This window comes from Flavisphingomonas formosensis, assembly GCF_009755815.1.
Classification (GTDB): Bacteria; Pseudomonadota; Alphaproteobacteria; order Sphingomonadales; family Sphingomonadaceae; genus Flavisphingomonas; species Flavisphingomonas formosensis.
Genome location: NZ_WRPK01000006.1, coordinates 265042 through 277979 on the forward strand (window position 1 = coordinate 265042; position 12938 = coordinate 277979).

11 protein-coding genes are annotated in these 12938 nt (G+C 64.5%); 10 read left to right on the plus strand and 1 reads right to left on the minus strand.

The genetic code is table 11. The features are described 5' to 3' along the window. Window positions 1-325: 325 nt before the first annotated feature. The 10 genes from GQY20_RS17960 (at window position 326) to GQY20_RS18005 (ending at window position 11450) form a co-directional block, all read left to right on the plus strand. A complete protein-coding gene (locus GQY20_RS17960; RefSeq protein WP_198351043.1) occupies window positions 326-1501 on the plus strand; it encodes a glycosyltransferase in 1176 nt (391 codons plus the stop codon). Further along, window positions 1498-2670 (plus strand): glycosyltransferase family 4 protein, encoded by a 1173-nt coding sequence (locus GQY20_RS17965; protein ID WP_232476132.1) that lies wholly within the window; start codon window positions 1498-1500, stop codon window positions 2668-2670. Before GQY20_RS17960 ends, GQY20_RS17965 begins: the two co-directional genes overlap by 4 nt. Further along, complete coding sequence (locus GQY20_RS17970) at window positions 2667-3257, plus strand: sugar transferase (protein WP_157218502.1); 591 nt, start codon at window positions 2667-2669, stop codon at window positions 3255-3257. Before GQY20_RS17965 ends, GQY20_RS17970 begins: the two co-directional genes overlap by 4 nt. After that, the gene (locus tag GQY20_RS17975; protein WP_157218503.1) at window positions 3229-4152 is read left to right on the plus strand and encodes a methionyl-tRNA formyltransferase; all 924 of its coding nucleotides are present in this window, start codon (window positions 3229-3231) and stop codon (window positions 4150-4152) included. The genes GQY20_RS17970 and GQY20_RS17975 overlap by 29 nt, the downstream gene beginning before the upstream one ends. Further along, a complete protein-coding gene (locus tag GQY20_RS17980) occupies window positions 4149-4832 on the plus strand; it encodes a PIG-L deacetylase family protein (RefSeq protein ID WP_157218504.1) in 684 nt (227 codons plus the stop codon). Before GQY20_RS17975 ends, GQY20_RS17980 begins: the two co-directional genes overlap by 4 nt. A gap of 92 nt (window positions 4833-4924) precedes the next feature. Further along, the gene (locus GQY20_RS17985; RefSeq protein ID WP_332836098.1) at window positions 4925-5872 is read left to right on the plus strand and encodes an ATP-grasp domain-containing protein; all 948 of its coding nucleotides are present in this window, start codon (window positions 4925-4927) and stop codon (window positions 5870-5872) included. Continuing rightward, on the plus strand, window positions 5869-6558 hold the full coding sequence (locus GQY20_RS17990; protein ID WP_232476134.1) for an HAD family hydrolase: 690 nt from the start codon (window positions 5869-5871) through the stop codon (window positions 6556-6558). Before GQY20_RS17985 ends, GQY20_RS17990 begins: the two co-directional genes overlap by 4 nt. Window positions 6559-7176: 618 nt before the next feature. Then, complete coding sequence (locus GQY20_RS17995) at window positions 7177-7821, plus strand: response regulator transcription factor (protein WP_232476135.1); 645 nt, start codon at window positions 7177-7179, stop codon at window positions 7819-7821. 128 nt (window positions 7822-7949) lie between these two features. After that, on the plus strand, window positions 7950-10256 hold the full coding sequence (locus GQY20_RS18000; protein ID WP_157218507.1) for a GumC family protein: 2307 nt from the start codon (window positions 7950-7952) through the stop codon (window positions 10254-10256). A gap of 159 nt (window positions 10257-10415) precedes the next feature. Next, window positions 10416-11450, plus strand: coding sequence for an NAD-dependent epimerase/dehydratase family protein (locus GQY20_RS18005; protein WP_157218508.1), 1035 nt, complete (start codon window positions 10416-10418; stop codon window positions 11448-11450). A gap of 7 nt (window positions 11451-11457) precedes the next feature. Here GQY20_RS18005 and GQY20_RS18010 read toward each other — a convergent pair whose 3' ends face one another. Beyond that, window positions 11458-12762: a lipopolysaccharide biosynthesis protein gene (locus GQY20_RS18010; RefSeq protein ID WP_232476136.1), complete on the minus strand. Its 1305-nt coding sequence runs from the start codon at window positions 12760-12762 to the stop codon at window positions 11458-11460. Window positions 12763-12938: the final 176 nt, after the last annotated feature.

Below are 12938 nucleotides of genomic sequence, written 5' to 3' on the forward strand. Positions count from 1 at the left end.
TTTTCTAAAGCGGCTCAGGTCGCCAAACCCATGTCGGCTGGGGCGAACGATAAGGCGCTGCGCTGCAGCGTGAACTCGCGCATCGGGAGGATACCGCCAAGAGGTAGCCATGCCGTCGGAATTGTCCGGTACGACAATAGTCTATCTCCAAAGAGTATTGGGAAGCCTTCGGTTGTTACCCCTTCGGTCACAGAAGGATGATGGCCGGAATCGACGCGCTCTCAGGCGCGGCTTCCGATTAGTTTTCCGTCGGGACGATCCGGAAAGCGCGAGGGGACAAGAGAATGAGGGGCGATGCGATCGCCGGCAGCAGCCGGTGAAAGTCATGCACGTCATCACCGGGCTCAACGTGGGCGGCGCGGAGACGATGCTCGCGCGCCTGATGGAAAGCGCGTCGCTCGTTCCGGACCTCGATTCCTGCATCGTCTCGCTGATCGCACCCGGTACCGTCGGCAGGCGCATCGCTGCAACCGGCACGACGATCCACAGCCTCGGTATGCGGGGCGGCCTGCCGTCGCTGGCCGCCGCCCTGCGGCTCGCCAGGCTGGCGCGCGAGGAGCGGCCGGATCTGATCATGGGCTGGATGCATCATGGCGCGATCGCCGCCAGTTGGGCGGCGGCGGCGATGCCCGAGGCGCCGCCCGTGATCTGGAACGTCCGGCATTCGCTCAGCGGCTACAGGCGGGAAAAGCCGCTCAGCCGGCTCACGCTGCGAATGGGAGCATGGCTGTCGGCGCGTCCGGCGGCGATCGTCTACAATTCGCGCACGGCCTGCGAACAATATCGCGCCTTCGGCTATCGGCCGAAATGCGATCTCGTCATTCCCAACGGCTTCGATCGCCACGTCTTCGCGCCGCGGGAACCCGGCCGACGGAGCTTGCTCAAGAGCTTCTGCCTGCCGGAGGGCGCGGAGGTGATCGGCATGGTCGCGCGCAATCATCCGATGAAGGACGTGGGCAACCTGATCCGGGCCTTCCTCGCCGTGCGCGAGCGTCGCCCGGAGGCGCATCTGCTGGTGGTGGGGCAGGGGATGGACGAGCCGTCCGCCGCCGATGCGCGGATGCTGCGATCCCTGCCGAGCGGGAGCTGGACGCTTGCCGGCCACCGTACCGATGTCGCGGACTGGTTGTCCGGCCTCGACATATTGGCCCTGCCCTCGGCATGGGGAGAGGGTTTTCCAAACATCGTCGGAGAAGCGATGGCATGCGGCGTACCGTGCGTAGCCACAGACGTCGGAGACTCGGCTTGGGTGGTGGCCGATGGCGGCCGGATCGTTCCGCCGGCGGATGCCGAGGCGCTGGCCGAAGCGCTCGTCGAGCTCCTCGGCCTGGGTGCCCAGGAACGCCGGGCGCTCGGCCAGATTGCGGCGGCCCGGGTGACGCAGCGTTTCGCGCTGGAAGCGGTGGTGCACCGTTATGCGGCGCTCTTCCGCGAGCATGGGCTCGCAACGCCGCCGTCGGCATCGCCGACGGCGGAGCGGACGAGGGGGGCGGCGCTGTGAAGATCGTCGTGGTGGCGAGCCTGGCTTATTCTCTCGTCAACTTCAGGGGACGCCTGCTGACCGATATGGTCGCCAACGGCCATGAGGTGCTTGCCTGCGCGCCCGAGGAGGATGCCGAGATCGCCGCCAGACTCGCGGCGATCGGTGTCGCCTATCGGATGATGCCGATGGCTCGCACGGGCCTCGATCCGTTCGAGGATCTGAAGACGGTGCGCTGGCTGCGGCGCTGTTTCGTCGAGGAGCGACCGGACCTCGTCCTCGCCTATACGCAAAAGCCGATCATCTATGCGGGCTTGGCCTGCCGCCTGGCAAAGGGGCCGCTTTTCTATGCGATGGTCAGCGGCCTCGGCCATGCCTTTGGCGAGGAAGCGCGGCCCTGGCTGCGCCGCCTCGTCGCCGCGCTTTACCGCCCGGCGCTGGCCCGTGCCTCGGCGGTGTTCGTGTTCAATGCCGACGATCGCGGCGAGATGCTCAAGCATCGCATGATCCGGCCGGAGGCGCGCGTCGTGCAGGTGCCCGGCACCGGCGTCGATCTCAGCCATTATGCGGCTGCGCCGGTTCCGGCGGACGGCCCCCGCTTCCTGATGATCGCGCGTCTGCTGAAGAGCAAGGGACTGTTCGATTATGTCGAGGCGGCCCGCCGGATCCGGCGCGACCGTCCTGATGTCCGCTTCGCCTTGCTCGGACCGCTCGATCCCAATCCGGCCGGCATCGATGCCGCGCAGGTCGCCGCCTGGCAGGCCGAGGGCGTGATCGATTATCTCGGCGAGACGCGGGACGTGCGGCCGCATCTTGCCGCGGCGAGCGTCTTCGTGCTGCCGAGCTGGTATCGCGAAGGATTGCCGCGGACGATCCTCGAGGCGATGGCGACCGGCCGCGCGGTGATCACCACCGACATGCCCGGCTGCCGCGAACCGATCGATACCGGCGTGAACGGTTTCCTGGTCGAACCGCGCGACGTCGATGGCCTCACGGCCGCGTTATGGCGCTTCGTCGACGATCCCGGGCTGGCGGTGGCGATGGGCGCACGGGCGCTGGAGACGGCGAGGACGCGTTTCTCGGTCGAGCGCGTCAACGGCATTCTGCTCTCCACCATGGCGCTCGGTACGCCGCAGGCGCCGGCCGAGCCGCGCCGGCAAGACGTCCCGATCGCTGAGGCGGTGCAATGAAGGGAGCCCGCGCCCGCGATATCGCGATCGCCGTCGCGGCGTTGCCCCTGCTGCTTCCGTTGCTGCTGCTCAGCATCGCCGCGGTCGGGCTGATCGATGGCCGCCCCGTCTTCTTCTTCCAGATGCGGAGCGGTCTTAACGGACGCAGCTTCCGTCTGATGAAGCTGCGCTCCATGACAGCGGGAACCGAGGCGCTGGCCGACAGCATGCGCATCACGCCGCTCGGCCGGATCCTGCGCGCCACCCGCCTCGACGAGCTGCCCCAGCTCTGGCACGTGCTGGTCGGCGACATGAGCATCGTCGGGCCGCGCCCGCTGCTTCCCGCGACGGTGACGCAGGCCGGCGAGCGCGGTGTGGCGCGGGGGAGGGTGCGGCCGGGTCTCACCGGGTGGGCGCAGGTCAACGGCAATGCGCTGCTCAGCGACGAGGACAAGTTCGCGCTCGATCTCTGGTATGTCGAGAACCGGTCCCATCGCCTGGATTGGACGATCATCGTCCGCACCGTGCTGGTCATTCTCAACGGCGAGCAGATCGATACCACTGCCATAGGGAGGGCGTATGCGCGCGGTACTGATCGGCGCGGTTGAGAGCACGCGGGTTGCGGCCCGCTGCCTCGCCGCGGCGCCGGATTGGGATCTGGCTGCGCTCGTCACGCTGCCGCTCGAGCTCGGGGGCCGTCATTCGGACTTTCTCGATCTGGCGCAGGATGCGGATGCGGCAGGATGCGCGTTGCTGCGCTTTGCCAACGCCAATTCGGAAGAGGCGATCGCCGCGATCACCGAACTGCGTCCCGACTATCTCTTCGTGATCGGCTGGTCCCAGCTCTGCGGCGAGCGGTTGATGGCGATCGCGCCGGGCCGCACGGTCGGCTATCATCCCGCAGCGCTGCCCCGCCTGCGCGGCCGCGGCGTCATTCCATGGACGATCCTGCTGGGCGAGCCGATCACTGCCGGCTCGCTTTTCTTCATCGATGCCGGCACCGACAGCGGCCCGATCCTCGCGCAGCATTATTTCCATGTTGCGGCCGATGCGACCGCGGCAGAGCTCTATGCGCAGCATATGGAGGCGCTCGGCCACATGATGCCGCCCCTGCTTGCCGGCTTCGCCGCGGGAACCGCCGTGCCGCGCGTGCAGGACACGCGCCATGCAACATGGGCCGCGCGCAGGCGTCCCGAGGACGGCGAGATAGACTGGACGGGGTCCGCGGAGGCTGCCTGGCGGCTCGTGCGCGCGTGCGGCGATCCCTATCCCGGAGCGAGGACGACATTGGGCGACGAATTGATCATCGTGGCAAAGGCGGAGCCGGTGCCCCTGCTCCATCATGCGGCGGCGCTGCCGGGTCAGATCGTCGAGCGGGACGGTGCCTCCTTCGTCGTACGGTGCGGCGACGGCGGGCTGCGCGTCTCCGAATGGCGCAGGACCAAGCCCGGCCTGCCGCCGATGCATGCCAGGCTCGGCGGCGGCCTGGGGGGCGGTTTATGACGATGCTGAGCCGCATCCGCCGCGCCCTCGTGATAGCACCGCATCCGGATGACGAGATCCTGGGCTGTGGCGGCACCATGGCTGCGATCGTCGCGGGCGGAGGGGAAGTCCATGTCGTCATCGTCACACGTGGGCAGCAGCCGCGCTTCGACGTGGCCCAGGCCGAGCAGGTCTATCGGGAGGCGAAACGGGCGCACCAGCATCTCGGCATAGCGGAAACCCATTTCCTGGGCCTGCCCGCGGCCGAGCTCGACCGGCTGCCGCATGCCGATCTCAATGCCGCGATCGCCGGTGTGGTGAAGGACGTGCGGCCAGATACGTTGTTCGTGCCGTTCGTCGGCGATCTCCACATGGATCATCGCCTGGTATTCGAAGCCGCCATGGTCGCCGCGCGACCGCGGGGGGGGAGCTATCCGCAGCGTATCCTCGCCTATGAAACCGTATCGGAAACCAACTGGTCCGCGCCCACGCTGGCCCCGGCCTTTCATCCCAATGTCTTCGTCGAAATCACCGATTTTCTCGACGCCAAGCTGAATGCGTTCGCCTGCTTCGTTTCACAATGTCAGCCATTTCCCGATGAACGATCGATCGAGACGCTCAGCGCACTCGCGGCAGTACGCGGATCGACCGTTACGCGAGAAGCGGCGGAGGCGTTCATGCTGATCAGAGAGGTAAGTTGACCATGCACGGAACCATCGTGGCCGGCTCAACCGGCGAGAATCTGGTCCCCTCGACCGAGCCGCGGCGTGGTGGCCGCCCCCATCTCAGGATCATGTTGAGCTCGGCGGGTCGCCGGGTCGGCCTGCTGCGCGCGTTCCGATCCTCGGCGAGCATGCTTGGCGTCGATCTCGAAATATTCGCGTGCGATGTCAGTCCGGAATGGAGTCCGGCATGTCTCGAATCCGATTATGCGATTGCCGTACCTCCGGCTACATCGCCGGAATTCATCGAGCAGTTGGTCGAATATTGCGGGCTGCATCAGATCGCTTTCATCGTGCCGACGATCGATACCGAGCTGATCACGCTCAGCCTCGCGCGTGAGCGGTTCGCGCAGGTAGGGACGACGGTCGTCGTGGGCAGTCCGCTCATCGTGGAGATGGCCCGCGACAAGCTGATGACGGCTCAGTTCCTTGCCGCCGCCGGCATCCCGTCTCCGCGCACCGCGACGGCCGAAGAGGTGCTGTATGGCAATGACAGCTGGGCCTGGCCGCTGCTCGCGAAGCCGCGCCACGGTAGTTCCAGCCGCGGCATCCATGTCGTCGAGGACCGTTCCGCCGTCGCTCGTCTCGGTAACCGCGAACCATACGTCGTCCAGGAAATGCTCTACGGCCGTGAATTCACGGTGAACCTCTTTTTCGACAGGACCGGTACGCTCAAGAGCGCGGTTCCCCACGAACGCCTCAAGGTCCGTGCCGGGGAAGTCGAGAAAGGGGTTACGACCCGTGACCCCGAACTATGCGGCTTTGCGCGCAAGCTGGCCCGCGCGCTTGACCGACCGTTCGGCGCGATGTGCTTCCAGGCCATCAAGTCGAAGGACGGCAAGGCTTCCCTGTTCGAGATCAACGCCCGATTCGGTGGCGGCTATCCGCTGGCCCATCGTGCCGGGGCGACCTTCACACGCTGGCTGATCGAACAGCAGTTGGATCTGGCCTCTACCGCCAATGATGGCTGGGAGGATTCGGTCGTGATGCTGCGCTACGACGATGCCGTATTTGTGTGATATTTGTGCCGAACGGTAGACAGAGTCCGGATTTCGTCGTCGTTCTGGATCTGGACGATACGCTGTATCTGGAGCGCGATTATGTCGAAAGCGGCTTGAATGCGGTTGGCTGCTGGGTGGAATCGCAATTGGCCCGGCCGGCACTCGGTTCGCTGATGATCGATCTTTTCCGGCAAGGCATTCGTGGCAATATCTTCGATCTTGCCTTGGCGGAGGCTGGCCTTGCCGGGCGACCGGACCTCATTGCCCGCATGGTGCAGGTCTATCGGCAGCACAGGCCCCAGATCGATTTGACTGCGGATGCAAAGCGTTTGTTCGCTCGCCGCCCGGATCGCGTGGCGTTCGCGCTCATCACTGACGGCTATATCGACGCGCAGAAGCGTAAGATGCGTGCGCTGCGGCTCCATGCCCAGGGCCTGTCCCTGGGCATTTGCACCGATCGCTGGGGACGGGCTGATTGGAAGCCTTCGGAACGGGCGTTCCGCCACGTCCAGGCTATATTCGGCGTGCCGCCCCAAGCGCTTGTCTATGTTGCGGATAATCCCAACAAGGATTTCCATGCGCCGCGCCGGTTGGGGTGGCGCACGCTCCAGATCAAACGCCCCGGTCGTCTGCATACCCGCATCGAATCTTTCGCCGAATCGGCGGATGCTGAAATAGAAACTCTCGATGAAATTGCGCCATGAGCGGACCGGTTTCATGCTGGTAAGGGGGATGTCGGCTGCATGAGCGAGGCGGCCGGACAAGGAAATTCAGCTCATCAATTCGAGTGAGGCGCAAGCGCCAGGATGCTCCGAAACGACGGCGAACGGATGGGATGATTGCACAGCCGAATTTGGTTAACGGCGGGTGGCGGATTCATCACCGGAATATGTCTCGCTTTGCGAGAAATATCTGTATATCATACTGAAATTTAACAGATTTATTCTAATTGGGCTGTCTGTCAGATGTGGGTGGAATCCTCTTCATGTCGAGATATCCTAAAGTGGATAAATCATCAGAATTCCTAACATATGATAGCAAATAAAACGGCCTACAGGGATGTAAGTTATGCTGTTTATTGCGGTTTATCCTTAAGGGCTACCAACATTAACCTTTTTATGACTCTACAATACTGTAAAGGGCATGCACCATGACGGGGTGAATGGCGGAACGTGAATCCCCGCCGGATCGGAGATTTTATACACCATTGTACAATCTTGATCATTAACACGAAGTTATCCATAATAGCCCGAAATATGGGTCGCGAAAGTTCAAGCCGCTGACAGGGGGGAACCTTGAGGAAGCAGTTGAATATCGCGATAGTGAGCCAGAACGAGATTGAACGGGAGGGGCTTCGCAGGGTCCTTGCCGAGCAGTCTTTCGCCGTGGTGAGCGTGCATCGCGACCATCATGAGCTCGATCTTGGCGCGATCGATGATCCGGAAAGCGTGGTGCTCGTCCTCGTCGACGCTGCAAATGAGGAGGAAAGCCTCGAAACCTGCCGATATCTGCGACAAAGCTGGCCGCATTATCGAGTGGTGGTCTTCGCGGCGAACTGCCAGGGCAAGGCCGTCTACGACGCCTTTCAGGCGGGCGTTCACGGCTATGTGGGAAAGCATATTTCCGTCGACAGCCTGACCGAGATGCTGAAGCTGGTCGCCCTCGGCGAGAAGATCATACCGTCCCAGGTATTCTTCGACCTCTCGGTGCCGAAGACGGTGAGCCAGCCTTCCGACGCCAAGGCCAGCATCGGCGAAGCAAATCTCTCCGATCGGGAAGTCCAGATCCTGCAGCGGCTGATCCGGGGTGACGCGAACAAGATAATCTCGCGTGATATGTCGATCACCGAAGCGACCGTCAAAGTTCACGTGAAATCCATTTTAAGGAAGCTTGCCGTCGCGAACCGGACGCAGGCTGCCATCTGGGGGGTGGCACGGGGCCTCGGCCAGACGGCAGGGCATGTCTAGCTGTCTGCCATCGGGCCGATAGCGCCGGATAGTCCGCGCACGTCGGAAAAGCACTGCGACCGAAGGTCGAACTGTCCGCGCCGAGATGGCGGGCCGGGTCTGCGGCCACAAATATGCAGGGGACGATCATGTCAGATGTAAATGCGCTCGTCACCGTCGGACAGTCTCGGGAGACGAGCCTCGCATTGCCGGCTGCGGCTTATCAGGACGCGCGGGGGAAGGGCGCCTATATAGGGCTTTCCGAGGCGGCGAGGATTATCCGCAGACGGCGCTGGCTGATCTTTTCGGTCGTGCTCGGTTCGATCATCGCCGCGCTGATCTTCCTGCTGCGTTATCAGCCGGTCTACAGCACGACCACCACCGTGATGGCGTTGCCCACCAACGAAAGCCCGGGGGGTGCCCAGAGCGTGGCACCGACGGCGGTCCCGAGCGAGAGCGAAGAGGCATCGATCCAGACCAAGGTGGAACTGTTCCAGTCCCGTCCGCTGGCTCGCGACGTGGCTTTTTCCCTGCAGCTCGACAAGGATCCCGAATTCGCACCCGGCAAGGGCGGCCCCGGCCTGACCGATCGCATCTTCAACCTGTTCAGCCCGAGCGCGCCGGCCATGACCGATCCCAAGGAGCTTGCCGAGACCGAGCGGCGTGCCCGGGAGGAAGCGATCGTCGACAATCTGATCGATCATGTCAGCGTGGAACGGGTGGCCCGGTCACGCGTGATCAGCGTCACCGCCTCGTCGACCGATCCGGTCAAATCGGCGCGCATCGCCAATCGCCTGGTCGACATGTATATTCGCAATCAACTCCAGGAAATGCGCGACAATCGCAATCAGGAGATCGCGGATCTTTCGAAACGTGTCGTGAATATCCGGGATCATCTGCAGGAAGCGGATTCGGCTGCGGTAGCCTTTCGCCGCAATCACGGACTGTTGAGTTCGCAGCCCGAGGCGACCGGAGCGTCCCAGGCGAACGAACTGATCGGGATGCTCACTCTGGCGCAGAGCGAGAGTGCGGCCGACAACCGCCGCGCTGCACCCATCGCGATGCCCAGCGGCGGGATATCCGCAACATCGACGCTGTTGACCGAGCTGCAACAGCAGGAAAGCATCCTCGCGCGCAAGCAGAGCCAGCTTTCGAGTTTCTACGGGCCCGGCTATCCGGACGTCGTCCAGACCTCGGCGGAACTGTCGGCGCTTCGCACCCGGATCGCGCAGGAAAATTCGCGCATCAAGGCGGATCTGGCGTCCCAGGCTTCGGCCAGCAGCGCCAAGAGCGGAACGATCGGCGCGGCGCTCGCCCGGGTTCGTGCGCAGTCTTTTGGCGAGGGACAGTCCGCGGTCACGCTGCGCGCGCTGGAGCGCAATGTCGATGCCATCAACACCTTCTACACGACGTTGCTCAACCAGCTGAACACCAAGCTCGGCTCCCCGATCGACGACGATCCCGACATCTCCCGCATCTCGCGCGCGCCCGTGCCGGATTCGCCCAGCTATCCGTTGCCTAAGCGCGTGCTCGCGGTGGTGCTGTTCGCGGCGCTCGCCATCGGCACGCTGATCGCCTTCGTCGTCGAGACGATGGACACGAAGCTGCGCACGGCAAAGCAGGTGGGCCGCGCCCTCGGATTGCCCACGCTGGCGATGATCCCGGAAGTGACGGATGAGGACGGCCCGTCCAAGGCGGCGATCATGCGCCATCCGCGTGGGCGTTTCGCCGAATCAATGCGCAACCTGTTGATCGAGATCGAAACGCGCACGCCGGGGGACGGCTCGCGCGTGGTCCTCGTCACCTCGCCGCTGAAAGGCGAGGGAAAGTCCACCGTGACGAGCAGCCTGGCCGCGGCGGGATGGCTGATCGGCCGCAGCGTCGTCGTGGTCGATTTCGATCTGCGCCGGCCCGGCATCTCGGATGGATCGCCCTCACGTCCCGGCATCGTTGCCTATCTGGCCGATCGCGCCGGCATGGACGATCTCATGGCGACCCAGGACAGCCGGCTTACCGTCATCGGCGTCGAAGAAAATGCGGACGATCCGGGCGGCCTGATCGTCTCGCCCCGTCTGCCGGAGCTGCTGGCTCAGCTTCGAGAGCGGTTCGATCTCGTGATCCTCAACGCTCCGCCGATCCTGCCGGTGCGCGATGCCAAGACGCTCGCCGAACATGCGGACGCCTCGGTGCTGGTGCTGCGCTGGGGGAGGACGAGCCCGGAAGCGGCTGCGACCGCGCTGGAGATCTTCGGCCACCCGATGACGGGCGCGGTGCTCAACCGGGTGGATTATGCCACTCATGCCAACCGGCACTATGGCGATGCGATCCATTATGTCGCCATGTCGGCCAGCGAATATGATCCGGACGCGAGGCCGATGGGCCTGCTGGCAAGGCTTGCGGAGCGGCTGCGGCGTTTCCGCAAGCCCGCGGAGGAGCTGGTCGAGAAGCCGGCGTGAACCGCCTCGAAAGCCGCTCTGTCGCGAATCCGCTGCTCTCATGAACGAGGCTCGCTGCTGATCCGATGGGCGCCGCCGGTGTGTTGCCGGCGGCGTTCGGCTGGGTGAGGCCCTGATGCCGGGCTCCGGTCGGGCAGACTATCGGGAAAGGACGAATAGATGCATGTCTTGGTGACCGGATCGGCCGGTTTCATCGGTTTCCATCTGGCGCGACGTCTGCTCGATGACGGGCACTCCGTAACCGGCTTCGATGGCATGACCAGCTATTACGATGTCGCGCTCAAGCAGGATCGCCTCGCCCTGCTCGAGCGCTCGGCCGATTTCCGGTTCGTCCAGGGCATGCTGGAAGATCGCGCGGCGCTGGCCGGTGCTGCCCGGCTGCGGGAACCCGAGGTGATCGTCCATCTCGGCGCCCAGGCCGGGGTGCGCTATTCGATCGAGGCGCCTCAGACCTATATCGAGAGCAATCTGATGGGCTCCTGGTCTGTGCTCGAGCTGGCCCGCGAGATCGCGCCACGGCATCTGCTGATGGCCTCCACATCGTCCGTCTATGGAGCGAACGCGCATATCCCCTTCGGCGAATGCGACCGCGCCGACGAGCCGCTGAGCCTCTATGCTGCGACCAAGAAAGGCATGGAGGCGATGGCGCACAGCTATGCGCATCTGTTCGCCATTCCCAGCACCATGTTCCGCTTCTTCACCGTCTACGGGCCGTGGGGCCGGCCCGACATGGCGTTGTTCAAGTTCGTCGACGCCATATCGGCCGGCCGTCCCATCGACGTCTACGGCCACGGCAGGATGGCGCGCGATTTCACCTTCATCGGCGATCTCATCGAGTCGATCGTACGCCTGATCGGCATCGTGCCGGACGAGGCCAATCGGCAGACGGCCGTCGCCGACACGCTCTCGCGCAACGCGCCCTATCGGGTGGTGAACATTGCCGGCGGCCACCCCACGCCGCTCATGGATTTCATCGCCGCGATCGAGGCGTGCCTGGGCCGCAAGGCCGCGCTCAACATGATGGAGATGCAGCCGGGCGACGTGCCGCGGACCTTCGCGGATCCGGCCCTGCTGAAAGCGCTTACCGGCTATGTTCCAGGCACGCCGGTGACGGCTGGCGTCCGCGCCTTCGTCGATTGGTATCGCGATTACCGTCGGGAGAGGGTCGCGATGCCGCTCAGCATTCCCGCCTGACTCCGCGTCAGGCGTCGGCTACTGCGAGCGCCGGCGCCGGCGCCGGCCGCGCCTGCTTCAGCCCGCGCCGCAGGGCGAGTGAGAGGCCGCCGAGCCAGATCATGCCGAACATCACCTGGGCGATGTTCGCGCCCATCGCCCCGAACAGCTCGATGAGCGGCGCGACCATCAGGTAGAAGGCCAGCGTCGAGGCCAGCACGGTCCGTAGCACGGCCGGCTGCAGGCCCATGGAGAGCAGCCCGGCCCGGCTGGCGGCGCCGCTGATGGTCAGCGAAACGGCGAAGATCTGGACCGTCAGCAACGGCGCGGCCGCGACGAATTTGGCGCCGGCGGTCGCACTGATCGCATAATGGCCCAGCAGGAACGCCCCGACGCAACACAGGCCGCCGAAACTCGCGAGCACCAGCTCCATCCGCAGGATCAGCCCGATGAATTTCGAACGCTGCCCCGCTGCCCACATCCGGCTCAGATCCGGATAGACCACTGCTTCCACCTGGCTGCCGACCTGCTGGACGACACGGCTCACTTTCTTGGTGAGCTGGTACATGCCCGCTGCCGCCGGATCCACCAGCCAGCCGACGACGAGCGTATCGAGCTGCTGCGCGCTGCTCCAGATGGTGAGCGAGACGTTCGCGCCCCAGGTGAAGCGCCAGATGTCGGGGAAGCGTGCGGTGATGCCGCGTAGCCTGGCCGACCAGATGCGGCGCAAGCCGCGGCGATGCAGGATCGCGATCGAAACGAGGATGTTCAGCATCGATCCCAATATCTGGGTGAGCAACCAGACGAGGATCCAGCCGAGCAGTCCCGCGCCGGCATAGAAGGCCAGTCCGCTGGCCAACAGGCGGGCCAGCGAGGTGATGATCTGCAGTCGCGCATAGACGCGGAAGCGATCCGAAAGCCGGAAGACCGCGGTAGCGGTCCCGTTGAAGTTGAAAAGCAGCGAAACCATGAACAGCAGCGCCAGTGCCACGTGCGGCCAGGAAATGTTCAGTACGAAATGGCCGAGAATCGCCAGGAGGCTTGCCATGGCCCAGGCTGCGCTGCTTCCCGCGCAGTCCAGCGCCAGTCCATATTTGTAGAGCGAGCGCAGGTCGTCCCGCCGCTCGATCTCGTCAAGCGGCGCGCCATAGCGGATGATCGGCTGCCAGGACTGGAAGCTCAGCAGCCGCTCGCAAGCCTGCCCTAGGGTGAGGATGAGGGCCAGGACGCCATAATCCTGCGGCCCCAGCGATCGTGCGGCGAGCGCGATCGAGACGAGGCTGAGCACCACCGAGGCCGACGTGCCGGTGAGCAGATGGAAGACCGCCGCCATCCGGCGATGCCGCAGCGTCCGCAGCGCTCGCGCAATGAAATGGCGGGGTGCGGTCTCCCCTCGCTGTTCGGTTTGCATCGTGGTCCTTCACGAAATTCTGCCTGCCAAATCGATGGTCCGTCTTTCCGCCAATGGCGCGCGTTCTTAAGATTTAACTCAGAAGAGCGCGCCTTTTG

What these genes read in the sequence shown, in the direction of transcription:
- GQY20_RS17960 (WP_198351043.1), top strand. Translation starts at nt 326, where the DNA reads ATGCACGTCATCACCGGGCTCAACGTGGGCGGCGCGGAGACGATGCTC.
- GQY20_RS17970 (WP_157218502.1), top strand. Translation starts at nt 2,667, where the DNA reads ATGAAGGGAGCCCGCGCCCGCGATATCGCGATCGCCGTCGCGGCGTTG.
- GQY20_RS17975 (WP_157218503.1), top strand. Translation starts at nt 3,229, where the DNA reads ATGCGCGCGGTACTGATCGGCGCGGTTGAGAGCACGCGGGTTGCGGCC.
- GQY20_RS17980 (WP_157218504.1), top strand. Translation starts at nt 4,149, where the DNA reads ATGACGATGCTGAGCCGCATCCGCCGCGCCCTCGTGATAGCACCGCAT.
- GQY20_RS17985 (WP_332836098.1), top strand. Translation starts at nt 4,925, where the DNA reads ATGTTGAGCTCGGCGGGTCGCCGGGTCGGCCTGCTGCGCGCGTTCCGA.
- GQY20_RS18000 (WP_157218507.1), top strand. Translation starts at nt 7,950, where the DNA reads ATGTCAGATGTAAATGCGCTCGTCACCGTCGGACAGTCTCGGGAGACG.
- GQY20_RS18005 (WP_157218508.1), top strand. Translation starts at nt 10,416, where the DNA reads ATGCATGTCTTGGTGACCGGATCGGCCGGTTTCATCGGTTTCCATCTG.
- GQY20_RS18010 (WP_232476136.1), bottom strand. Translation starts at nt 12,762, where the DNA reads ATGGCGGCGGTCTTCCATCTGCTCACCGGCACGTCGGCCTCGGTGGTG.